The organism is Streptomyces sp. MMG1121, assembly GCF_001280015.1.
Lineage (GTDB): Bacteria > Actinomycetota > Actinomycetes > Streptomycetales > Streptomycetaceae > Streptomyces.
On the sequence record NZ_LGDV01000226.1, the window covers coordinates 133,497 to 154,981 of the forward strand.

The following is a 21,485-nucleotide window of genomic DNA, read 5'->3' on the forward strand; positions in this document are numbered from 1 at the left end:
CGACCGGCCACGCATTTTCGTGGCCGAAGCGTGCCGGAATCCGGGAACGGAACGCCAGGTGCGAGAGTCTTCAAACTGGGGGCGCAGAAGGCGTACGAGGCGTACGGGAACGTACGACGCGAAACAGGAGTCCGTGCACGACATGAGCGACGAGCCGCAGCCGCAGCAGCCGAACGAAGGCGTGGCGCCGGAAAAGCCGCTGCCGGCTGAAGGGCCCACCGCCCCGGGCAAGGGGACGAGCGAACCGGCCGAGGGGGCAGAGCAGGAAGGTCAGGCGGGGTCCGAGCGGGCCGAACGGTCCGAGCGGGGCGGGATCGGCCGAACGGGTGAGCCGACGGCGGCCCAGGACGACTCCGCCCCGGACCGGACGGCCTCGATGGCCCGGGCCCGCCAGGCGGCCCGAGGGGGGCGTACGGAGCAGGAGGGGGCGACGGCGTCCGGAGCCGGCACGGCTTCGGGGTCCGGCGGGGCCCCGGCGGCCCGGAAGGCCGCCGCCTCCGAGGACGCCCCGGCCTCCGATGACGCCTCGCGGGCCTCCGGAGCTTCTGCCTCCGCCTCCCACAAGCCCCAGTCGGCCGAGAGCACACAGGTGCTGCGGCGGGTCACCGCGCCCCGGGCACCGAAGGACGAGCGGTCGGACGCGTCGGCCGGGGCAGGTCAGGGCCCCGGTGAGACGTCGGCGCCGGAGACCACCCAGGTCCTGCGGCGGGTCGGCGCACCCCGCAAGGGCGAGCCCGGCGACCCGGCCGGGACGGCGGCCACCGAGTCGAACGCCGCCGGCCGTGCCCCTCGTACGAACACCCCCGGCACCGCACCCCGAGCCGCCCGGACGGCCGGAGCGCTCGGCGCCGCCGGTGCGGCCGCGGCGGCGGGCGCCGCCGCCCAGGCATCCCCGGCGGGCGCGGGCGCCGCAGCCACCGCAGGCGCAGGCACCCGAGGCCCCGCCGCCGGCCCCCGCACCGGACCCGTCCGCACCGGTCCCGCCGCCAACCCCTCCGGACAGGCCTCCGGACAGGCCTCCGGACAGGCCCCCGGCGGCAACTCCTCCGAGGACGCCACCGCTCTCCTCGCCGCGGCCGACGGGGGTTCCTCCGGCGGTCCCGGTGACGGGGGCGGCGGCAAGGGGAAGGGCAAGAAGCCGAAGCGGCCCAAGCGGACCGGGTGGCGGCGGATCATCCCCACCTGGCGCATGGTGCTCGGCACCGTCCTCTTCGGTCTGCTGCTGGTCATCGGGCTGTTCTTCCTCGGCTACTCGATGGTCAACATCCCGCCCGCCAACGCCCTCGCGACCAAGCAGGCCAACGTCTACCTGTACGCCGACGGCTCCCAGATCGCCCGTGACACCCGCGACAGCCAGGTCAACCGGGAGAACGTCAGCCTCGCCCAGGTCTCCAAGGCCGCCCAGCACGCCGTACTGGCCGCGGAGGACCGCGACTTCTACAGCGAGTCGGCCGTCGACCCCAAGGCGATGCTGCGCGCCGGCTGGAACACCGCGACCGGCAAGGGCACCCAGTCCGGCTCGACGATCACCCAGCAGTACGTGAAGAACTACTACCTGGGCCAGGAGCAGACGCTCACCCGCAAGGCCAAGGAGTTCTTCATCGCGATCAAGCTGGACCGCGAGAAGTCCAAGGACGAGATCCTCGAGGGCTACCTCAACACCAGCTACTTCGGCCGCAGCGCCTACGGCATCCAGGCCGCCGCCCAGGCCTACTACGGCAAGGACGCCGCCGGCCTCGACCCGGCCCGCGCCGCCTACCTCGCCGCGCTCGTCAACGCGCCCAGCGAGTACGACGTCATCGCCCACCCCGAGAACAAGGCAGCCGCCGTCGCCCGCTGGAACTACGTCCTGGACGGCATGGTCAAGAAGGGCTGGCTCAGCCAGGCCGACCGCGCCGGCATGAAGTTCCCCATGCCCAAGGAGCAGACGCTCTCCACGGGCCTGTCCGGTCAGCGCGGCTACCTCGTCGAGGCGGTCCGGCACTACCTGGTCACCAACAAGATCGTCACCACGGACCAGTTGGAGGCCGGCGGCTACCGCATCACCACCACCATCCAGAAGGGCAAGCAGGACGCCTTCGTCAAGGCGGTGAACGACCAGCTGATCTCCAAGCTGGACAAGAAGAACAACAAGGCCGACTCCTACGTCCGCGCGGGCGGCGCCTCCGTCGACCCGAAGACCGGCGACGTCGTCGCGATGTACGGCGGCATCGACTACGTGAAGCAGTACACCAACGGCGCGACCCGGGGTGACTTCCAGGTCGGCTCGACGTTCAAGCCGTTCGTCTTCACCTCCGCGGTGCAGAACGGCTCGGCCACCCAGGACGGCAGCCCCATCACGCCGAACACGATGTACGACGGCACCAACCAGCGGCCCGTACAGGGCTGGAGCGGCGGCACCTACGCCCCGGAGAACGAGGACCAGAAGTCGTACGGCCAGATCAACGTCACCAAGGCGACGGACCTGTCCGTGAACGCGGTCTACGCGCAGATGGCCGTCGACGTCGGCCCCACCAAGGTCAAGCAGACCGCGATCGACCTCGGCATCCCCTCCGACACCCCGGACCTCCAGCCGTACCCATCCATCGCCCTCGGCACCGCCACCGCCAGCGTGCTGGACATGGCGGAGGGATACGCGACGCTCGCCAACCACGGCAAGCACGGCCAGTACACGCTGGTCAAGAAGCTCACCAAGGACGGCACCGACGAGGTCAAGCTGCCCGGGCAGCCGGTCAAGCAGGTCGTCAGCCGGGAGGCCGCCGACACCACCACGTCCATGCTGCAGAGCGTGGTCGACAACGGCACCGCCACCGCCGCGCAGGCCGCGGGCCGCCCGGCGGCCGGCAAGACCGGCACCGCCGAGAGCGACACCGCCGCCTGGTTCGCGGGCTACACCCCCGACCTGGCCACGGTGGTCTCCGTGATGGGCCAGGACCCGGTGACCGCCAAGCACCAGCCGCTGTACGGCGCCCTCGGCGTGGCCCGCATGAACGGCGGCGGCCCGCCGACCCAGATCTGGGCCCAGTACACGCACGACGCGCTCGCGGGCACCCCGGCCTCCGACTTCGACCTCCAGCTCCAGCAGGGTGCCGACCAGCCGCAGCCGCCCAGCGACAACTCCTCGACCCCGCCGGGCACGACCGGGGACCAGAACAACGGCGGTACGACGGCCAGCCCGACCGGCGGCGGCACGAGCGCCAGCCCGGCCGGCGGCGCCACCGGCACGCCCACCGACGGCGGAGCGACGACCGGCGGGGGTACGAATACCACCGGCGGCGGCACGACGACCGGCGGCGGCCCCACCACGACGGGCGGCGCCACCACAGGCGGTGGCACCACGGGCGGGGACCCGGCCACCGGCGGCGATGCGACCGGCGGGGACCCGACGACCGGCGGCGGCACCCCCGGAGGCGGCGACGCGACCGGCGGCGATACGACGGGCACGGCCGCCGGTGCCGGAGGCGCCCCCGGCACCTGAGCCCGCCCGTACGCCCGGGACCAGGTGACCAGGTGACCAGGTGACCAGGTGACCAGGTGACCTAGTGGCCGCTGGTCGCCTTCAGTCCCACGACGGCGACCAGCAGCAGACAGACGAAGAAGATCCGGGCGGCGGTGACCGGCTCACCCAGCACCACCATGCCGAGCACCGCCGCACCGGCCGCCCCGATGCCCACCCACACGCCGTAGGCGGTACCGATGGGCAGGGACTTCGCGGCGTACGACAGCAGGACCATGCTCGCGACGATCCCGGCACCCGTGAGCACACTCGGAACCAGCCGGGTGAACCCCTCGGTGTACTTCATCCCGATCGACCAGCCCACTTCGAGCAGACCGGCGACGACGAGCAGAACCCAGGCCATGACAGGCACCTCCGGAAGGAATCTCTGAACGGGGGTGCGTCGTCTTTTCCTGGTGCTTTTCCTCTGGTGCTTTTCCTGAGGGTCGGGGATCCCGGTACGGCGCGTCTCGTCGGGCTGACCCTTTCGAATCTAGCAAAGAAAAGACAAAGGGGCCGGTGACCGTGGTCACCAGCCCCTTCGGCCGTTGATCTAGAGGTACAGCCCGGTGGAGTCCTCGGACCCCTCGAACCGGTCCGCGGCCACCGCGTGCAGATCGCGCTCGCGCATGAGCACGTACGCCACACCCCGTACCTCGACCTCGGCCCGGTCCTCAGGGTCGAACAGGACCCGGTCACCCGGCTCCACGGTCCGTACGTTCTGCCCGACGGCGACGACCGCCGCCCAGGCCAGCCGCCGGCCGACCGCCGCGGTGGCGGGAATCAGAATGCCGCCGCCCGACCGACGCTCGCCCTCACCGGCGTCCTGCTTGACCAGAACCCGGTCGTGCAGCATCCGGATGGGCAGCTTGTCGTGTTGAGGGGTGCTCTGCTCGTTTCTGTTGACGCTCACGCCTCGAACCTACCTGCCTTCGTCCCGCCCGTCCGCGTCCGGGTCAGCCCCTGCGCCGCCGACTGCTCAGGGTGAGCAGCCCGACAACACCGACGGCGAGCAGCGCGACAGGCACGATCCGCTCGAGCCGGGGCGCGCCCTCGTCATCGACGAACTGCGCGCGCACCTCACTGACCGCCCGGTTGACCTGCACATACGCACGCCCGACGGTGTGATCGAGATTGGCGACGACCTTGGCCTTCGCATCCCCGATGATCGTCTGCGGATGCACCCGCACGCCGATCTCGTCGAGCGTCTCGGCCAGCACTTCGCGGCGGCGCTTGATGTCCGCCTCGATCTGCGCCGGGGTTCTGGTGTCCGACGTGTCCGCCACCGTACGGCCTCCGAAGTCTGGTGATGCTGTCCCGAACAGTCTGTCAGCTCCGCGCCGCGCCGCACCGCAAGGCCCCCCGGTTACGCTGGCCCGATGAGCGAGCGACTCCAGCCGGGGGACGTGGCCCCCGCCTTCACCCTCCCGGACGCCGACGGCAACGACGTCTCCCTTTCGTCCCACAAGGGCCGCAAGGTCATCGTCTACTTCTACCCGGCCGCCCTGACCCCCGGCTGCACCAAGCAGGCCTGCGACTTCACGGACAACCTGGAGGTCCTGGCCGGCGCGGGCTACGACGTCATCGGCATCAGCCCGGACAAGCCCGAGAAACTGGCGAAGTTCCGCGAGCAGGAGTCCCTGCGGGTCACCCTCCTCGCCGACCCCGACAAGAAGGTCCTCGACGCCTACGGCGCCTTCGGCGAGAAGATGAACTACGGCAAGACGTACCTGGGCGTCATCCGCTCCACGATCGTCGTGGACGAAGAGGGCAAGGTGGAGCGGGCCCTGTACAACGTCCGCGCCACCGGCCACGTGGCCAAGATCATCAAGGATCTGGGCATCTGACGGCCCTCATCTGCTGCTGGCGGCTCGCACTGGTTGACCTGGTGCGGGTCGCTTCCTCTTTTCCGGGCGTGACTGTCCGACAAACGGTTCGTTACTCCGTGCGGGTCGCAAACGCGCGATCGGATCGGAGGGGGCTCGCATGGGGGCCGGCGCATACACCAGGGAGGGCTGCAAGAGGCGGCTCGCGGGGCGCGGACGTTGTCAGAGGCGTTGGAGAGGCTGGGAGTGGATCCGAGGTGTTCGAAGCGTGACTACATCAGGCGGCGGATGAGGAAGCTCGGGGTGGATACGTCGCACTTCGAGCGAGAGGGGGCGAAGTGGACGCGCGCGATTCTTGAACCAGTGGTGGCAGCATCCGTAAGCGTCAATGAGGTGGTGCGCCAACTCGGACTCGACTCCGTGGGCGGTCACCAGGCCAACATCGCCCGGCGAATCAAGGCGTACGGAATCGACACCGCGCACTTCACGCCTGCGGTCCGAACTGAGCGGATGAGGTACAACCACGCCGCCGCACCCCTGCGGAGATCCTCGGCGAGGACACATCGGCGCACGCTTCACGCATCCCGAGCCGGCGGCTCAAGAGGGCTATGAAGGAGCTGGGCGTGGAGGAGCGCCGTGCCCTGTGCGGGATCGAGTCGGTGTGGCTCGGTGAACCGCTCGCATTGGAGGTCGACCACGTCGACGGCAACTGGCGGAACAACCGCGTCGAGAACCTTCGGTTTCTCTGCCCAAACTGTCACTCGACAACGGACACTTACCGAGGACGCGGCAGGGGACGTGCTCGGGAGAGCATCGTATGAGCAGCGTCGTGCGGTACACCCGCGACCGGTTGGCCGAGGCTGCCGCACATTGCTCCAACCTTGACCAGGTCATCGACTTCTTCGGTACCCAGCCGTACGGCAACTTGCGGGGATACCTCCTGAAGCGATTCGCCCACTTCCGCATCGACATCTCGCACTTCTCGCCCACCGGCAGGCAGACGCGCCCCACTCCGGACGAGCTGCGGGCGGTGGTCGGTGAGTCGGCCTCCTTCACCGAGGTGCTTCGCCGCCTCGGACGTGCGAACAACGGCAGCCAGCGCACGATGCTTCGCAATCGGATCGCCGATGACCGCCTCGACACCGTCCACTTTCTCGGGAAAGGACATCAGCGAGGGAAGACGGCTTCGAATGCCAAGCGGCCGGAAGACGTCCTGGTGCGGCACCACGGCGGACACCGGATCGCAACCGAGCGCCTCCGGCGTGCCCTCGGTGAAGTGGGCGTACCTGAGCAGTGCGGCAGATACGGCGTTGGCCCCGACTGGCTGGGGAAACCCATGACGCTGGAAGTCGACCACATCAACGGGGACTGGCGGGACAACCGGCGAGAGAACCTCCGGCTGCTCTGCCCCAACTGCCACGCGATCACGAGCACCTGGTGTCGAGGAGGGCCACGAGCGGCTCGGCGCAACCAGTAGAGTAGGCACGGCTGAGGGCCCGTACCCCAGCTGGCTAGAGGGCGCCGGTTTAGGTCCGGTGTGTCGTGGGTTCGAGTCCCACCGGGCCCACGTGGAAAGAAGGCGCCGCACCTTGGAATCGAAGATGCGGCGCCGCTCCGTAAGGCTCAGCCCAACAGCTCCCGCACCACCGGCACCAGCGCCCGGAACGCCTTCCCCCGGTGGCTGATGGCGTTCTTCTCCTCGGGGCTCAGCTCGGCGCAGGTCCGGGTGTCGCCCTCCGGCTGGAGGACCGGGTCGTACCCGAACCCGTTGGTACCGGCGGGTGCGTGCCGCAGGACGCCTCGCAACTGCCCCTCCACCACGCGCTCGGTGCCGTCCGGCAGGGCCAGGGCGGCAGCGCACGCGAAGTGTGCCCCCCGGTGCTCTTCCGCGATGTCGGAGATCTGGGCGAGCAGGAGATCGAGGTTGGCCTTGTCGTCGCCGTGCCGGCCCGCCCAGCGGGCGGAGAAGATGCCGGGGGCGCCGTTCAGGACGTCGACGCAGAGGCCGGAGTCGTCGGCCACGGCCGGCAGCCCGGTGGCCTGCGCGAGCGCGTGCGCCTTGAGCAGCGCGTTCTCGGCGAAGGTCACACCGGTCTCCTTGACGTCCGGCACCTGCGGGTAGGCGTCGGCACCGACGAGTTCGTGGGGCAGTCCGGCGTCGGCGAGGATCGCCCTCAGCTCGGTGATCTTTCCGGCGTTACGGGTGGCGAGGATCAAGCGGGTCATGCCCGCCAGTATTCCCCCTGCTAAAGCTCCGCCTTCCCCCCGCCCGTCAGTGCGTTCAGGTCGAAGACCTCGGCCATCCGCTCGAAGCCCCGGTCGCTGGGGTGGAGGTGGTCGCCGGAGTCGTAGTCGGGGCGCAGGCGGCGGGGGTCGTACGGGTCGCGGAGGGCCTTGTCGAAGTCGACCACTGCGTCGTAGACCGTGCCGGAGCGGATCTGGGCGTTGATCTGCCGGCGGACCGCCTCGCGCGCCGACGTGTAGCCACGGTGGCCCTTGAAGGGCGTCAGGGTGGCGCCGACGACCTTCAGGCCGCGGGCGTGGGCCTGTGCGACCAGGGTGCGCAGGCCGGTGATGATCTGGTTCGGGTCGGCGAGGCGGGGGTTGCGCAGGATGTCGTTGACGCCGAGGTCGATGACGACGACCTTGGCGTTCGTACGGGAGAGCGCGTCGCGGGCGAAGCGGCCGAGGCCGCTCTCGTTCTCGGCGGGGCGTCCGAGCCCGCTCGCGAGGACCTGGTTGCCGCTGATGCCCTCGTTCACGACGCTGTAGCGCGGCAGTCGCCGCCCCTCCCGCAGCGCGCTGCGCAGGCGGTCCGCGAGACGGTCCGGCCAGCGGTGGTTGGCGCCGGTGGTGGAGGTGATGCCGTCGGTGATGGAGTCGCCGAAGACGACGACCGTGCCGTCGGCCTCGTTGCCGAGTACGTCGAGGGCCGTCAAGTAGCGCCAGTACGGCGTCTGTTCGGTGTACGGCGTGCCGGTCGCGTCCTCGGTGCGGTCACCGGTGGCGACGTACGAGATCTGCCGGGCGTGCGGGTGGTAGGTGACCGGGCCCGAGGGAGTGGGGGTGTAGGTGGTGACCAGGACGTCGCTGTCGTCCGGCACGGCGAGGCGCGCGGCGTCGCTGACGACCTGTCCGCCGGCGGGTATGACCACGCTGGTGGCGCCGTCGAAGGTGAGGCGCCGCATCGTCCGCGGGTCGGCCGCGGCCGACCCGTTCCCGGTGGACAGCGCGATCGAGGCGTGGGTGAGCGTCAGCGGCGACTGGCCGTAGAGGTTGGACAGCGTGATCCGGGCGGTCGTGCCGCCGGTGTTCGCGTGGACGACGTTGCGCACCGAGCGGCCCGCGAGGCCCGCGGTCTCGGTGCCGGGTTCGCCGCCGACCGGGGAGGCGGCCCAGGCGCCCACCCAGGTGCCGGTCGAGGCGGGGGCGGCGGAGGAGTCGTGGCGGGGGCGGTTGTCGTCGGCGGTGGCGCGCGGGGTGCCCCCGTCGGCGGTCACCGTGCCGTAGATGACGGCGGACACCGCCACGACCAGCGCGATCAGCGCGGTCAGTACCGCATAACCACGACGCTTGGTCACGCTTGAGCTGGTCTCCTCGGGAAAGGGGAGCCTGGGGCTCCGGTCCGGCTGAGCCCATGATGCGTCATGGGCGGGGGAGAGCTGTCAGGGCCCTGCCCAGAACCCCCCTCCTGACAGACGCCGGGAACTCTTGTTCCGTTCCGGGAGTCGGTCAGGAAGGGACAATTGTGTGCGGGATCGCCGCACGGGTGGACCGGAACGGGTGGAGCCGATGGAAGCGACCGAGACCGAGTCGGAGACAGGGAACGTGCCGCAGCGAGGCGCGTCGTACCGCACCATGACGGCCTTCACCCCGGCCGACGAGGAGCGTCGGCGCGGGGTGCGGCGGATGAAGCTCACGGCGACCGGACTGCTGCTGTTCGTGGCGCTGGTCTACGTCCTGGCCAAGCTCGCCGCGCACGAGGGCGCCGGCCCCTGGGCCGGTTATGTGGCCGCGGCGGCGGAGGCGGGCATGGTGGGCGCACTGGCCGACTGGTTCGCGGTCACCGCGCTCTTCCGGCACCCCCTGGGCCTGCCCATCCCGCACACCGCGATCATCCCCACCAAGAAGGACCAGCTGGGCGTCTCGCTGGGCGAGTTCGTCGGCGAGAACTTCCTCTCCGAGGACGTCGTACGCCAGCGGCTGCGCGCCGTCGGCATCGGGAGCCGGCTGGGCGCGTGGCTGGCGGAGCCGGAGCACGCGGACCGGGTGACGGCGGAGCTGGCGACGGCGCTGCGCGGCGCGCTGACGGTCCTGCGGGACTCGGACGTGCAGGCGGTCGTGACCGAGGCCGTCACCCGGCGGGCGAACATCCAGGAGATCGCCCCGGGTCTCGGCAAGATGCTGGAGGGAATCGTCGCCGACGGCGGGCACCGCCGGGTGGTGGACCTGGTGGTGACCCGCGCGCACGACTGGCTGGTGCTGCACCAGGGCGACGTGATGGTGGCCGTGGAGGGCGGCGCGCCCGGCTGGACCCCGAGATTCGTGGACCGGAAGGTCGGCGAGCGGGTCTACAAGGAACTGCTGCGCTTCGTCACCGAGATGCGGGACATGCCCGGCCACCCGGCGCGCGGCGCCCTGGACCGCTTCCTGACCGACTTCGCCTCCGACCTGCAGTCGGACACGGAGACGCGGGCGCGGGTGGAGCGGCTCAAGGGCGAGGTGCTGGGCCGTGGCGAGGTGCAGGACCTGATCGCGTCCGCCTGGACGGCCGTACGGTCGATGATGGTGGCGGCGGCCGAGGACGAGCGCAGCGAGCTGCGGCTGCGGGTGCGGGCCGCGCTGCTGTCGCTGGGCACGCGGATGGCGACCGAGCCGAAGACGCAGGAGAAGGTCGACAACTGGGTTCAGGGCGCGGCGGTGCACGTCGTGACGACGTACCGCAAGGAGATCACCTCGCTGATCACCGATACCGTGGCCGGCTGGGACGCCGAGCACACCACCCGGAAGATCGAGGCGCACATCGGCCGCGACCTGCAGTTCATCCGGATCAATGGCACGGTGGTGGGGTCGCTGGCGGGACTGCTGATCTATGTGGTGACGCGGACGCTGGGGGCGTGATCGCTGTGCGGTGAGGCGGACGGAGGAGGGTGCCCATGGCCACAGCCGAGGTGCCCTCGCCGCCGCCGTCGCCGCGGGCCGGCGGCGGCCGGATCATCACCACCGCCGTCCCCGCCCGGCTGGACCGGCTGCCCTGGTCCCGCTGGCACTGGACGATCGTGATCGGTCTGGGAACGGTCTGGATCCTGGACGGCCTGGAGGTCACGATCGTCGGCAACATCGCCGGCCGTCTCGCCGAGCCGGGCAGCGGTGTCTCGATCACCTCGGGCCAGATCACGGGTGTGGCCGCGGCGCTGTACGTGGCGGGCGCCTGCTCGGGCGCCCTCTTCTGGGGCCGCCTGACGGACCGCTACGGCCGCAAGAGACTCTTCATGATCACCCTGGCGGTGTATCTGGCGGCGACAGCCCTGACGGCCCTCTCCTGGGAGGCCTGGTGGTTCTTCCTGTTCCGCTTCCTGACCGGCTTCGGCATCGGCGGCGAGTACGCGGCGATCAACTCCGCGATCGACGAGCTGATCCCGGCGCAGTACCGCGGCCGGGTGGACCTGATCATCAACGGCAGCTTCTGGCTGGGCGCGGTGGGCGGCTCCCTGCTCTCGATCGTCGCGCTGAACACGAACCTCCTCCCGAAGGACATCGGCTGGCGCCTGACCTTCGCCCTGGGCGCGGTCCTGGCCCTGGTGATCCTGCTGGTACGACGGCACGTCCCGGAAAGCCCGCGCTGGCTGCTGATCCACGGCAGGGAGCGGGAGGCGGAGGAGATCGTCTGCGGCATCGAGCGGCGGATCGAGGCGGAGCGGGGCGTACGACTGCCCGAGCCGCAGGTCACGCTGGAGATCCGCCAGCGGGAGAGCGTGACGTTCGGGGAGATCGCGCGCACGGTCTTCGGCCGCTACCGCAGACGGGCGGTGCTCGGCTTCTCCCTCTTCATCGGCCAGGCGTTCCTGTACAACGCCATCACCTTCGGCTTCGGCGCGATCCTGACCAGGTTCTTCGCCGTGCCCGCCGACCGCACGGGCTACTACTTCGCGGTGATCGCGGTGGGCAACCTGTGCGGCCCGCTGCTGCTGGGCAAGCTCTTCGACACGGTCGGCCGCCGAGTCATGATCTCCTCGACGTATCTGCTCTCGGGCGTGCTGCTGTTCGGCACGGCGTGGCTGTTCGGCCGGGGTGTGCTGAACGCGGGCACGCTGACGGCGTGCTGGTGCGCGGTGCTGTTCTTCGCGTCGGCGGGCGCGTCGAGCGCCTATCTGACGGTGTCGGAGATCTTCCCGATGGAGACGCGCGCGATGTCGATCGCCTTCTTCTACGCCCTCGGTACGGCGGCCGGCGGCATCAGCGGCCCGCTCCTCTTCGCCGACCTCACGGGCACGGGCAAGGCGGGTGACACGGCCCTGGCGTTCTCGATCGGCGCGACGCTGATGTGCGTGGCGGGCCTGGTGGCCGCCTTCCTGGCGGTACCGGCCGAACGCCGCTCCCTGGAGGACATCGCCCGCCCGCTGACGGCGGTGCCGGACGAGCCGTAACGGCTCACGCTCCCGTGGTGGAACCGGGCCGCACGATCATCAGCACGGTCACGGCGGCCCACAGCAGATTGAAGACCCCGGTGACCATGGCCAGCCGGACGGTCTGCGCGGCCGTACCGCGCCCCTCCACGAGCGCGGTCTGTCCCGGCAGCACGAGTGCGCCGAGGACGACGGCGGCGAGGGCGGTCAGCACGATCGACGCGATCAGCCAGCCAGTGCCGAGCACGCCCATCTGGTTCGCGGTGGCGAACCCGAAGACCGGGACGACGACGCCGACGACGGCGTACACACGGCAGATCCGGTGGAGCAGGCTCAGCGTTCCGGCGGCGCCCTCGTCCCCCGGCGCGGCGAGCACCCGGCGCGCGGCGGGCGGAAAGAGGCTGGCGGCTACGGTCACGGGTCCGACGGCGACTATGGCGGCGAGGACGTGGACGGCGAGGAGGAACTTGGTCACGGAGGAGACGGTAAGGAGCGGGAGAGGGCGACGAGAAGTGGCGAGAGTGCCAGGAATCAACGGATTCTCGCCAGAGGGAGTGAGGGAACGTTGTGCACTATCCCTTCCTCGCGATGTCGGCCGTCGGCCGTCGGCCCTTCGCCCTTGGCCGCTGACCGTTGGTCTGTGTCGGCGGCCGTTGGCGCGAACCCGTCGGAGATCTAGGATCTGGCCATGCATACGGTGGCCGTACTGGCGCTGGACGGAGTCATCCCGTTCGACCTCTCCGCCCCCATCGACACCTTCGGCCGGGCCCGGCTGCCCGACGGCCGGGTGCCGTACCGGGTGCGGGTGTGCTCGGTGGGGGAGGAGGTGAGCGCGGGCGCGTTCACGGTACGGGCGCCCTACGGGCTGGAAGCACTGGCGGAGGCCGACACGATCATCCTGCCGGGCGTGGCGGAGCCGCCGGAGGAGCTGCCGCCGGGGGTGGCGGAGGGCTTGCGCACGGCGGCGGCGAACGGCACCCGGATCGCGTCGATCTGCGTGGGCGCGTTCCTGTTCGCGGCGACGGGCCTGCTGGACGGACTACGGGCGACGACGCACTGGTACGCGGCCGCCCGGCTGGCGGAGCTGCACCCGAGGGTGACCGTCGACCCGAACGTCCTCTACGTGGACAACGGCCAGTTCCTGACCTCGGCGGGCGCGGCGGCCGCGCTGGACATGTGCCTGCACATGATCCGCAGGGACTTCGGCTCGGCCGTCGCCGCGCACGCGGCCCGGTCGTCCGTGATGCCGCTGGAACGGGAGGGCGGCCAGGCCCAGTTCATCGTCCACGACCTGCCCCCGGCGCCGGCCGGGGCGACCCTGGAGCCGTTGCTGCACTGGCTGGAGGACCACTGTGACCGCGATCTGCCGCTGGAGGAGATCGCGGCCAAGGCGGGCATGAGCACCCGCACCCTCAACCGCCGCTTCCGCGAACAGACGGGTACGACCCCGCTGCAGTGGCTGCACCGCGCCCGGGTACGGCGGGCCCAGCATCTGCTGGAGACGACTCCGTACCCGGTGGAACGCATCGCGGTCCAGACGGGCTTCGGCTCCCCGACGGCCTTCCGCGAACGCTTCCGGAGGGTGGTGGGCACGAGCCCGCAGGCGTATCGGAGGTCGTTCGGAGCGGGGCGGGGCGACGGGATCCAGGCACGGGAACCGGGCACGGGATCCAGGTGACGGGACCTAGCCGAGGCGGTCGACGGCCTCCTTGGCCTCCCGCAGGCCGGCACCCGTGCTCTCCCGGTACACCTTGATCGCGTGGATCTTCTTCCCCTCGCGCACGAGCGCGGCCACCTCGTCCATCCGCGGATGCTCCTCGCGCAGGTCCAGGTGCTTCATGAGCAGGTCGAGTTTGCGCTCGACACGCGCGAGGCGCCGGTCGGTCCGTACGAGCCGGCCTTCGGCGCTGAGGATGCCACCGATCACGGCCAGGGTCAGTGCGAGAGAACCCACTATGTCCATGACAGTGATCTTAGAAGTGCCAGGTCGGCCAGCTCGGCCAGGTCGGGCCTGGTTCGGCCCGGCTAGGCCTTGCGGTCGGCGACGGCCCAGGAGGCGAGGGCCACGGCACCGGCGACACCGAAGACGGACGGCCAGGCGCCGATCTTCTTCGCCAGCGGGTGGGACCCGGCGAACGCGGCGACGTACGCGGCACCCAGCGCGCCCGCGGCCTTCCCGCCGGCCTGCTTGCGCCACTGCTGAGCGGCGGCGACCCCGGCAACGGCCAGCACGGCCCCGCCCAGCGGCCGCTTCTTGGTCCACCGGGCGACCCCGTACCCACCGACGAGCCCGCCGGCGGCGACGACCGCACTGGGAACCTTGGCCATGACTGCCTCCTGTGTTGTCTGGTGCCTTTTGTCTGGTGCCTTTTGTCTGGGGTCGAGGCTAACGAGGGGCCGCGGGGCGCCGCGCACCAGCCCCGAGCGGACCGCTCGCCGTTCGCCGGGCCATGGCATCCTGCCTCGGAGCTGACCCCGACCCCCGGCGGTGAACCTCCGTGAACCAGGACGTGTGTGACGTGGACCTGGACCAGGCCCTGACGGTCGCGACCGAGCTGGCCGCCTGGGCAGCGGAGGCGATCCGTCGCCCGCACGGCGGCGGGGTACGCGAGAAGGCGGGCCCGGCGGACATCGTCACGCGGACGGACGAGGCGATCGAGACGCACGTCCGCTCGGTACTGCGGGCGGCCTTCCCGGCGCACGGCGTGGAGGGCGAGGAGTACGGCGTCGTGGAACCGGCCGGGCCGCACGCCCCGCACTGGGTCGTGGACCCGGTGGACGGCACCACGAACTACGCCCACGGCATCGGCTGGTGCTCGTTCTCCCTGGGCCTGGTGGCCGCCGACGGCACCCCGTTGCTCGGCCTGGTGGCCGACCCGTGGCGAGGCGAGACCTTCACGGCGATCCGGGGAAGGGGCGCCGAGCTGAACGGCACGCGGATCCAGGCGGCCACCCACACCACCCTCACCGGCCACGTCTTCCTGACGGAATGGGCGGCCCACGCCCACTGGCCCGGCCTGGACACCCTTCTGACCGCCCTGTCCCGCCGCCACTGCACGGCCCGCGTGCTGGGCTCCACGGCCCTCTCCCTGGCCCAGGTGGCCGCAGGCCGGGCCACCGCGGCGGCCATCGGCGAATTCCACGCGGTGGACGGCTTGCCGGCCTACCTGATCGCGGTGGAGGCGGGGGCGGTGGCCCTCCCGGAGGTTCCGGTCTACGACGAGCCGTTGCTGTTGTCTGCGCCGGGGGTGGCGGGGGAGGTGGCGGGGCTGTGGCGTGCGAGCCGTAGCCTCTGAGGCGCCCTGAATGACGACCGACCCGACCGGGCCCACTCCTCCGTCGGCCCATCGGTCAACCTCGGAGCGGACGCGCCCTTTGCCCGGCTCGCAGAAGCACGACACTGGCGCAGAAGCGGGCGGCCTCACGGCGCGCTCACGGCAGACGGCAACTCGTCCTCTGAGGCCGACTGGTCATCACGCCAGCGACTTGCTCACGGCGTCGACAAGCGACTGTGCGCGAACGTCGCCGGATCCCCCGATGATGTGGTTCACCACGTACCCGAAAGCGACGCCGTGATCGGGGTCGGCGAAACCGAGCGACCCGCCTCGACCGGTGTGTCCGAAGGCGCTCGGGCCGGTCATGGGATTGTTCTCGGTCTGCAGCATGTACCCGGAGCTGAATCGGCTGGGTATCAGCATCACTTGGTCCCTTCCACGAGCCTGTTCCGTGGTCGCTGCCGTCAGGGTCTCCGGCGTGAAAAGGCGTATGCCGTCGACCTCCCCGATCAGTGCGGCGTACATGCGTGCCAACGCCCGTGCGGTGCCGATGCCGTTCGATGCAGGAAGCTCTGCGGCCTGTACCTCGGGCGAGTTGAAGTCGATCTCGGCCGGGTCCGTGACGGCGTACGCCCTGTTGCTCAGAGAGTCGGGATCGCGCCAGGCAGCCACCTGCTCGCGGAGATCATCGGGGATCGACTCGGGAGGCAGAGCGGTGAGGTCGACGTCCGGCTTCCGATACACCATGCGGCTGACCCGGTCGCGTTCAGTCGTCGGCAACCCGATGAAGAAGTCCAGCCCGAGCGGTGCGGCGATCTCGTCCGCGAAGAAACGGCCCGGTGTTCGGCCGGACACACGACGGATCAGCTCACCGACCAGCCAGCCCCAGGTCCGGCCGTGATAGCCGTGTGCGGTTCCCGGAGCCCACACAGGGCGCTGAGCCGCAAGGGCGTCAGCGATCGGATGCCAGGCCAACGCCTCGGTCAACAGCACCGGCTGGTCCAGAGTGACCAGGCCTGCCTGATGCGACAGGAGCCCCCGCACCGGAACCTCCGCTTTGCCGTTCGCAGCGAACTCCGGCCAGTATTCGGCCACTGGAGCATCCAGGTCCAACGCGCCGCGTTGGACCAGCAGATGAGCAGCTGCCGCAGCCGCTCCCTTCGTCGCCGAGTACACCAGTTGAAGGGTGTCCTCCGCCCATGGACGATCGGTGTCCGGATCGGCGACCCCGCCCCAAAGGTCCACCACCGGCCGACCGTCCCGGTACACGCATACCGCCGCGCCGATGTCCCCGCGCCGGGAGAAGTTCTCCGCGAAGGCCTCGCGCACGCTCTCGAATCCGGCCGCGACTTCACCCTCGATCGTCGTCATGGGCTCATCCTGGCACTTCGACCGCCGACTCGACCGATGAGGCAGCGCCTCTCAGACTGCGGTAGACAGCGCCTGAAGACGCTCGCGGAACTCCCGAACAGCCGGGACGCGCTTGTGAGCTTCGAGCTGCTCGGAGAAATCCTGCAGTCGGGCCAGGGCGCGGATCGAGCTGACGTCCTCCTCGAGCAACCTGGCGCCATGGTTCGCGGCATGCAGGGCCCCGTCCAGGTCACCGCCGGCGAGCCGGGCCTCGGCCAGACGACTGGTCCGTACGGCCCTGTCCCGAGGGGCGGCCCTGTTGACGGAGGCTTCCAGCGAGCTTGTCGCGCGGTCCACCTGACCGGAGCGCAATAAGACCTTGCCCTCTGTGGACCTCAATTGGGCCTCGCCGAACCAGCCGAGCCAGTCGGTGTGCTCCTCCTCCGTGTGGCGCTCCCAAAGGGACATGGCACGGTTGAGCGCGCTCCCGGCTCTCCCATGGTCACCGTCGCGTGACAGTGCCTCGGCCTTGTGAAGGTAGAGGAAGGACTGGGCATTCGGCGGAAGCGTCGAAGGAGCGTTCGCGATGGCCGTCGTGATGAGGTCGACCCGCTCTGCAGTCCGCCCGGCCTCGGAAACATGGACCCCCATCTCTGCCAGGACGAAGGCCCCGAAAGCATCGTCCGCTGTCGTACGGGCGCTGCGCAGAGCTCCGACGTAGTAGCGCTGTCCGGCGGACCGCAGCCCTGCGTCGTATGCCATCCAGCCGGTCAGCTGCGACACCCGGGCTGCCAGGGCGTACAGACGGACCTGGATCTCGTCTGTGTACCGCCCGGCTCTGAGGAGGCCGGTGACCAGGGCCAGGTCTCCACGTGCCTGCTCCAGCAGCCGTGCACCGCCGAGGTGGTCGTCAAGTGTGCGAAGGGTGCTGATCCGCTGCTCGATTGTCGACACCATGGCATCGGTGACCCGATCACCATCGAGTGCTGAGGAGAAGGCAGACGGTGCCTCTGCCCAGCTCGCCGCAAGGCCGGTCAGAGCCACTCCGGTGATGGTGAGAAAGCCTCGACGATCCGTGCGGCCGCTGCCCACCAGATCAGCCAAGGCCTCGACGGTGCCGGACTCGGTCCACGGAGCATCGAGTGCCGTCATCTCCCATACGGGGAGCCAGCGCGGCCATGGCTCCGCCTGCGCCGACACGTACGGGACCCGCAGCAGGTCGGCGAGTACGCGTTGGGCGTCCGCGTCCGGCTCTTGTCCCTGTTCCCACTTCCACACGGTCGTCCTGTTGGTCGCCAGCGAAATGCCGAGCGACTTCCCATGCGCCTGCATGAGCCGGGCGAACTCGGCCTTCCCCCAACCACGTGACTGACGGGCGAAGGTGAGTGGGTGTACTGCTAGCGGCTTTCCGGGCACGTCATCACTCCCGTCATCCCGGTCACGGCGTCATGGGGAGGTTAGTTCGCGTGTCTGCGTGTGAGGAGACCGCGTCTCCAAGAGGAACCCTCTGGAAACGTTCCCTGGCCATTCGCATCGGCCGTTGACTGTCTCCGAGCCGCCCGGGGGCCCGGCGAGAGGGCATCCGCACTCGGGATGGTTCCTCGGTTGGACGGCTCCGCCCTCGTGCCCCCATCGGAGACGGAGCCGTTCACAACGCTTCGGAAGCGTCCGCCATACCCACCCCGTTCACTCGGTGCTGGGCCGTTTCTCGCTGCGGCCCTTCCTCTCTTGCGGCCTACCGAGAGTCCGTCGACTTCCCGCCGGATTGCCGGCGGGAGAACCCAACAGGAAGGAGAGCACGAGGTGGCAGAACGCATCGCACCGCCTCCGGCCCCGAGCGGCCTTCTGCTGGCGGTCGAAGAGCTGACCGCCGTGCACGACCGGTACGACAGCCTCCGGTCGGACAACGCCGGAAGCTCCGGCGACGCACCGTGGCCGGGCGGCGACGGCAACCTGCACGACAGCGAGTAAGCGCGGGGCGGTCGAGGGTCGGCACGGTCCGCCGTGGCGGCCCTCACCGTCTGCGCATCACATGGACGATCTCATTGAGGAGGCAATGATGGAACACCGGTTGGTCAGCGCCGTTGAGGACGCACTCGGATGGCAAGGGTCCGATGGGCTGGGCAAGGGCTTCGCACGGGGAAACATGGGCGATCGGGCCCTCGCGTCCCGCATCCTGAGCCCGAACCGCTTGCTCGACATCGCGATGCGCAGGAGCCTGAGCCGTCCGCAGTTCAGGTGCTTCCAGAACGGCGTGGAAGTCCACCCGGCTGTCTACTGCACCGACTCTGTCAGTCCTCGTGGCCAGAGCATCTCCATGGCCGACATGCGCAGCCTGGGCAGGCTCCTGAGGGAGGGGGCGACTCTCATCCTCGACCAGGTCAACGTCTTCGACCCCACGATGGAAGTCGCATGCCGGGCCCTTCAGTGGTGGTCCCACGAGCGAGTTCAGGTCAATGCCTACCTGACGACGAACGACGCAGCCGGCTTCCCCCTGCACTGGGACGACCACGATGTCGTCATCGTTCAACTCGCTGGTGAGAAAAATTGGGAGGTGCGCGCGGCCACCCGCAGGGTTCCGATGTACAGGGACGCGGACCCCAACGACACCCCGAGTGACGAGATCATCTGGTCCGGCACCGTGCGGGTGGGTGACGTCATGCACATCCCCCGAGGCCACTGGCATCAGGCCACGCGCTCCGGGAGCGGACCGGGACAGAGCCTGCACGTCACATTCGGTATCACCAAACGAACCGGTGCGAGCTGGCTCGCCTGGCTGGCCGACTGGTGCCGCGAGCGTGAGATCTTCCGTCATGACCTGGACCGTCGGCACGGAATCGGTGAGCCGCTGATCGAGGCCGCCGCCCGGCTGATCGGCGAACGCACCCCGGCAGACTTCCTGACCGCCTACGAACGGGAAACGACGCTTCCTCGCCACGTGCCGTTCCTCGACGCGTTCGGAACGCTCGACGCCGTGGTGTGCACTACCCACTTCCCTCCACGAATCCAGGAGAACGGCGAAACGGTCGCCGTCGAGGCCTCGGGGAAGAAGCTCACTTTCGCAGCCAAGGCTTTGCCCGCTCTGCGCCTACTGCTGAGTGGCAGCCCGGTACCGCTCGACCTGGCTGCGGTCGTTGTGGGCACGGAAGTGGCGGAGGCTGCCGAGATCCTGGTGAAGGAGGAGATGTGCGCGGTACTGACCCCCGAATTGTCCTCGGGCTACACCGGTCTCGTCACGAGCGCCGGCTTCTGACCCGGGCGCTGGAGCTCGGAGTGACATCACTTGACACCGGCTTCAACTATCTGGGCTTTCAATCTCATCGGACCCTGGCGCAGACGGCCGGGGACCTTTTGCCGAAGTTCACGGTTTCCACGAAGGTCGGCTACCTTCCGGGACCGCACGGTGCGGAACACTCCCTGAACCCGGTACGGCTGCTGGCGGCTGTGGAGCAGGCAGTCAGAGATTTCGGGCGGGAGCCGGAGCTGGTCTTCCTGCACAATCCGGAGCAGTCGCTGCGCGAGGCAGGGGCACGCGGCCGAGAAGCGCTGGCAGCGGCATGCGAGGCCTTGCGGGAGGCCACGGTGAAAGGGCTGTGCGGTGCCTGGGGCGTCGCGTCCTGGGCCCCCTCTCCGCTGCCGGGGCTGATCGACAAGACCGTGCCGAGACCGGCCGTTCTGATGGTTCGTGCGGGCCTTCTGGTCGGAGCCGGAACGCTCGACGCCACGGACGCTCTCACGGCGGCGTGGGGCCTGGGCAGCGGTGAAGTGTGGGGGATGAGCCCCTTCGCAGGCAGCGCGAGCTCTCCGGTGTGGGAACGGTTCGATCCTCGTGTCTTCTTGCGGGGAGATAGCGGATTCTCGAGGGTGCAGGCGGCCTTCCGGATCGCCTACGCCCTTCCTCGGGTCGCCGCCGTCGCCGTGGGTACCGACCAACCGTCTCATCTGGCCGAACTCGTCGATGCCCTGAACGCCGGGGTCAACACATCGGTGACAGACGAGTATCGCTGTCTGCTTCGAGAGCGGTTTCGCGGTCAGCCCGACTGAAGCTCCCCGACGGTCTCCTCCGCCACGCGGCGCGCGGGCTTCAGCCGGGGATCCCCCGGATGTGCGTACGGCCCAAGGATCTTCGAGCAGACGAACAGAGTCATCAACTTGCCGTCCCGGCTCTCGAAGTCGGAACGACGCTCTCGCCGTACCCGGTCGGCCAGAGCCGGAACAGCCAGGGAACTCGCCCAGAGCGAGGCCGAGTCCAGCCCCATTGGCGCGTTCCCCCAGTCCTCCCAGTCGAAGAGACAGAAGGCCGGTGCTGTCACGTTCGCCCAGTTCAGATCGGCGTGGGCGGGCACCCACCGCTCGACGGTCGTGTCGAAGTCGTCGGGGAAGACACTGCGGATGGACTCAGAGACGAAGCCCTGGGTGATGGTGACGGTGTCCGGAGTGGCGATGCGTCCGGTTTCCTGGGCCGCGAGGGCATCAAGCGAGTTGTTGAGCGCCTGCCACCACTCGTCCGGCAGTTTCGGATCCTGGCCGAGTACTGCTGTTCCGACGGGCCTTCCCGGCAGGAGCGCCGTCTCGTCGGCCCGCCACAGGGTGACGGCCTCGTCGATGTCCCGCCAGACCAGGCACCCGAGCCAACCAGGCTGCGCGACCCCCTTCAAGAGAGCAGCGCACTCCGCGCCGTTCCAGCCCTGAACACCGATTCTGTTCAGCGCCCGCCTCTCGATACGTACCCATGTGTCGCGGTCGGTCCGCGCCCCGACCGTGCGGCGCTTACACACCACCGTGTCCCGGTCCAGGTGAGTCCGAAGGGACTGCTCCACGTGATCGAGGACTTGCTCAACCGGCTCGGTCCGCAGGTCGACCGAGCGCGCAGTGGACACCGAGGAGGTCATGGACCGACCGTAGCAGCGAA

Annotated in this window: 21 protein-coding genes, 1 tRNA gene and 1 pseudogene; 12 read left to right on the forward strand and 11 right to left on the reverse strand. The window is 69.9% G+C overall.

The window, feature by feature from the left end; genetic code table 11:
- Positions 1–589: 589 nt before the first annotated feature.
- On the forward strand, positions 590–3,478 hold the full coding sequence (locus tag ADK64_RS33730; RefSeq protein WP_053665793.1) for a transglycosylase domain-containing protein: 2,889 nt from the start codon (positions 590–592) through the stop codon (positions 3,476–3,478).
- A gap of 61 nt (positions 3,479–3,539) precedes the next feature.
- On the opposite strand, the gene sugE is transcribed toward ADK64_RS33730, so the two are convergent.
- The 3 genes from sugE to ADK64_RS33745 all read right to left on the reverse strand — a co-directional run bounded on the left by sugE (position 3,540) and on the right by ADK64_RS33745 (position 4,782).
- Complete coding sequence (gene sugE / locus ADK64_RS33735; RefSeq protein ID WP_053665396.1) at positions 3,540–3,860, reverse strand: quaternary ammonium compound efflux SMR transporter SugE; 321 nt, start codon at positions 3,858–3,860, stop codon at positions 3,540–3,542.
- A gap of 189 nt (positions 3,861–4,049) precedes the next feature.
- Positions 4,050–4,352 (reverse strand): GroES family chaperonin, encoded by a 303-nt coding sequence (locus tag ADK64_RS33740; RefSeq protein WP_420713078.1) that lies wholly within the window; start codon positions 4,350–4,352, stop codon positions 4,050–4,052.
- Between the two features lie 100 nt (positions 4,353–4,452).
- Positions 4,453–4,782, reverse strand: coding sequence for a DUF3618 domain-containing protein (locus ADK64_RS33745; RefSeq protein WP_053665400.1), 330 nt, complete (start codon positions 4,780–4,782; stop codon positions 4,453–4,455).
- 93 nt (positions 4,783–4,875) lie between these two features.
- On the opposite strand from ADK64_RS33745, the gene bcp reads away from it, so the two are divergent.
- The 4 genes and pseudogenes from bcp to ADK64_RS33760 all read left to right on the forward strand — a co-directional run bounded on the left by bcp (position 4,876) and on the right by ADK64_RS33760 (position 6,889).
- Positions 4,876–5,343, forward strand: a complete 468-nt coding sequence (gene bcp / locus ADK64_RS33750; protein ID WP_053665402.1) for a thioredoxin-dependent thiol peroxidase — start codon at positions 4,876–4,878, stop codon at positions 5,341–5,343.
- Positions 5,344–5,482: 139 nt separating this feature from the next.
- Positions 5,483–6,143 (forward strand): annotated as a pseudogene (locus tag ADK64_RS43915) (HNH endonuclease signature motif containing protein).
- Positions 6,140–6,799, forward strand: coding sequence for an HNH endonuclease (locus ADK64_RS33755; RefSeq protein ID WP_053665404.1), 660 nt, complete (start codon positions 6,140–6,142; stop codon positions 6,797–6,799). Before ADK64_RS43915 ends, ADK64_RS33755 begins: the two are co-directional and overlap by 4 nt.
- Before the next feature lie 15 nt (positions 6,800–6,814).
- A tRNA-Leu gene (locus ADK64_RS33760) sits at positions 6,815–6,889 on the forward strand.
- A 56-nt stretch (positions 6,890–6,945) separates the two neighbouring features.
- On the opposite strand, the gene rdgB is transcribed toward ADK64_RS33760, so the two are convergent.
- Together rdgB and ADK64_RS33770 are read right to left on the reverse strand one after the other, a co-directional pair.
- Positions 6,946–7,548 carry an RdgB/HAM1 family non-canonical purine NTP pyrophosphatase gene (gene rdgB, locus ADK64_RS33765; protein ID WP_053665406.1) on the reverse strand — a complete coding sequence of 201 codons (603 nt, stop codon included), beginning with the start codon at positions 7,546–7,548 and terminating at the stop codon, positions 6,946–6,948.
- Between the two features lie 20 nt (positions 7,549–7,568).
- The gene (locus ADK64_RS33770) at positions 7,569–8,903 is read right to left on the reverse strand and encodes an SGNH/GDSL hydrolase family protein (RefSeq protein WP_053665408.1); all 1,335 of its coding nucleotides are present in this window, start codon (positions 8,901–8,903) and stop codon (positions 7,569–7,571) included.
- Positions 8,904–9,114: 211 nt separating this feature from the next.
- Between ADK64_RS33770 and ADK64_RS33775 the strand changes: the two genes are divergently transcribed.
- Together ADK64_RS33775 and ADK64_RS33780 are read left to right on the forward strand one after the other, a co-directional pair.
- Positions 9,115–10,443 carry a DUF445 domain-containing protein gene (locus ADK64_RS33775; protein WP_234384807.1) on the forward strand — a complete coding sequence of 443 codons (1,329 nt, stop codon included), beginning with the start codon at positions 9,115–9,117 and terminating at the stop codon, positions 10,441–10,443.
- 35 nt (positions 10,444–10,478) lie between these two features.
- Entirely contained in the window at positions 10,479–11,969 is a 1,491-nt protein-coding gene (locus ADK64_RS33780) for an MFS transporter (RefSeq protein ID WP_053665410.1), read from the forward strand.
- 4 nt (positions 11,970–11,973) lie between these two features.
- Here ADK64_RS33780 and ADK64_RS33785 read toward each other — a convergent pair whose 3' ends face one another.
- Complete coding sequence (locus ADK64_RS33785) at positions 11,974–12,423, reverse strand: hypothetical protein (RefSeq protein WP_053665412.1); 450 nt, start codon at positions 12,421–12,423, stop codon at positions 11,974–11,976.
- Between the two features lie 213 nt (positions 12,424–12,636).
- On the opposite strand from ADK64_RS33785, the gene ADK64_RS33790 reads away from it, so the two are divergent.
- Positions 12,637–13,626 carry a GlxA family transcriptional regulator gene (locus tag ADK64_RS33790; RefSeq protein WP_078993007.1) on the forward strand — a complete coding sequence of 330 codons (990 nt, stop codon included), beginning with the start codon at positions 12,637–12,639 and terminating at the stop codon, positions 13,624–13,626.
- A gap of 6 nt (positions 13,627–13,632) precedes the next feature.
- On the opposite strand, the gene ADK64_RS33795 is transcribed toward ADK64_RS33790, so the two are convergent.
- Both ADK64_RS33795 and ADK64_RS33800 read right to left on the reverse strand, forming a co-directional pair.
- Positions 13,633–13,911 (reverse strand): ribosomal protein L7/L12, encoded by a 279-nt coding sequence (locus ADK64_RS33795; protein WP_053665414.1) that lies wholly within the window; start codon positions 13,909–13,911, stop codon positions 13,633–13,635.
- A gap of 62 nt (positions 13,912–13,973) precedes the next feature.
- Complete coding sequence (locus ADK64_RS33800) at positions 13,974–14,276, reverse strand: hypothetical protein (protein ID WP_053665416.1); 303 nt, start codon at positions 14,274–14,276, stop codon at positions 13,974–13,976.
- A 170-nt stretch (positions 14,277–14,446) separates the two neighbouring features.
- Here ADK64_RS33800 and ADK64_RS33805 point away from each other — a divergent pair, with 170 nt between their 5' ends.
- On the forward strand, positions 14,447–15,244 hold the full coding sequence (locus ADK64_RS33805; protein WP_053665418.1) for an inositol monophosphatase family protein: 798 nt from the start codon (positions 14,447–14,449) through the stop codon (positions 15,242–15,244).
- A 177-nt stretch (positions 15,245–15,421) separates the two neighbouring features.
- Here ADK64_RS33805 and ADK64_RS33810 read toward each other — a convergent pair whose 3' ends face one another.
- Both ADK64_RS33810 and ADK64_RS33815 read right to left on the reverse strand, forming a co-directional pair.
- Positions 15,422–16,594 (reverse strand): serine hydrolase domain-containing protein, encoded by a 1,173-nt coding sequence (locus ADK64_RS33810; RefSeq protein ID WP_053665420.1) that lies wholly within the window; start codon positions 16,592–16,594, stop codon positions 15,422–15,424.
- A gap of 51 nt (positions 16,595–16,645) precedes the next feature.
- Positions 16,646–17,989, reverse strand: coding sequence for a hypothetical protein (locus ADK64_RS33815; RefSeq protein WP_053665422.1), 1,344 nt, complete (start codon positions 17,987–17,989; stop codon positions 16,646–16,648).
- 387 nt (positions 17,990–18,376) lie between these two features.
- Here ADK64_RS33815 and ADK64_RS46785 point away from each other — a divergent pair, with 387 nt between their 5' ends.
- The 3 genes from ADK64_RS46785 to ADK64_RS33825 all read left to right on the forward strand — a co-directional run bounded on the left by ADK64_RS46785 (position 18,377) and on the right by ADK64_RS33825 (position 20,617).
- Positions 18,377–18,544 carry a hypothetical protein gene (locus tag ADK64_RS46785; protein WP_199829781.1) on the forward strand — a complete coding sequence of 56 codons (168 nt, stop codon included), beginning with the start codon at positions 18,377–18,379 and terminating at the stop codon, positions 18,542–18,544.
- An 88-nt stretch (positions 18,545–18,632) separates the two neighbouring features.
- Positions 18,633–19,826, forward strand: a complete 1,194-nt coding sequence (locus tag ADK64_RS33820) for a JmjC domain-containing protein (RefSeq protein WP_053665798.1) — start codon at positions 18,633–18,635, stop codon at positions 19,824–19,826.
- A complete protein-coding gene (locus ADK64_RS33825) occupies positions 19,760–20,617 on the forward strand; it encodes an aldo/keto reductase (protein ID WP_053665423.1) in 858 nt (285 codons plus the stop codon). Before ADK64_RS33820 ends, ADK64_RS33825 begins: the two co-directional genes overlap by 67 nt.
- On the opposite strand, the gene ADK64_RS33830 is transcribed toward ADK64_RS33825, so the two are convergent.
- Positions 20,605–21,465 (reverse strand): hypothetical protein, encoded by an 861-nt coding sequence (locus ADK64_RS33830; protein ID WP_053665426.1) that lies wholly within the window; start codon positions 21,463–21,465, stop codon positions 20,605–20,607. The genes ADK64_RS33825 and ADK64_RS33830 overlap by 13 nt on opposite strands.
- Positions 21,466–21,485 lie beyond the last annotated feature (20 nt).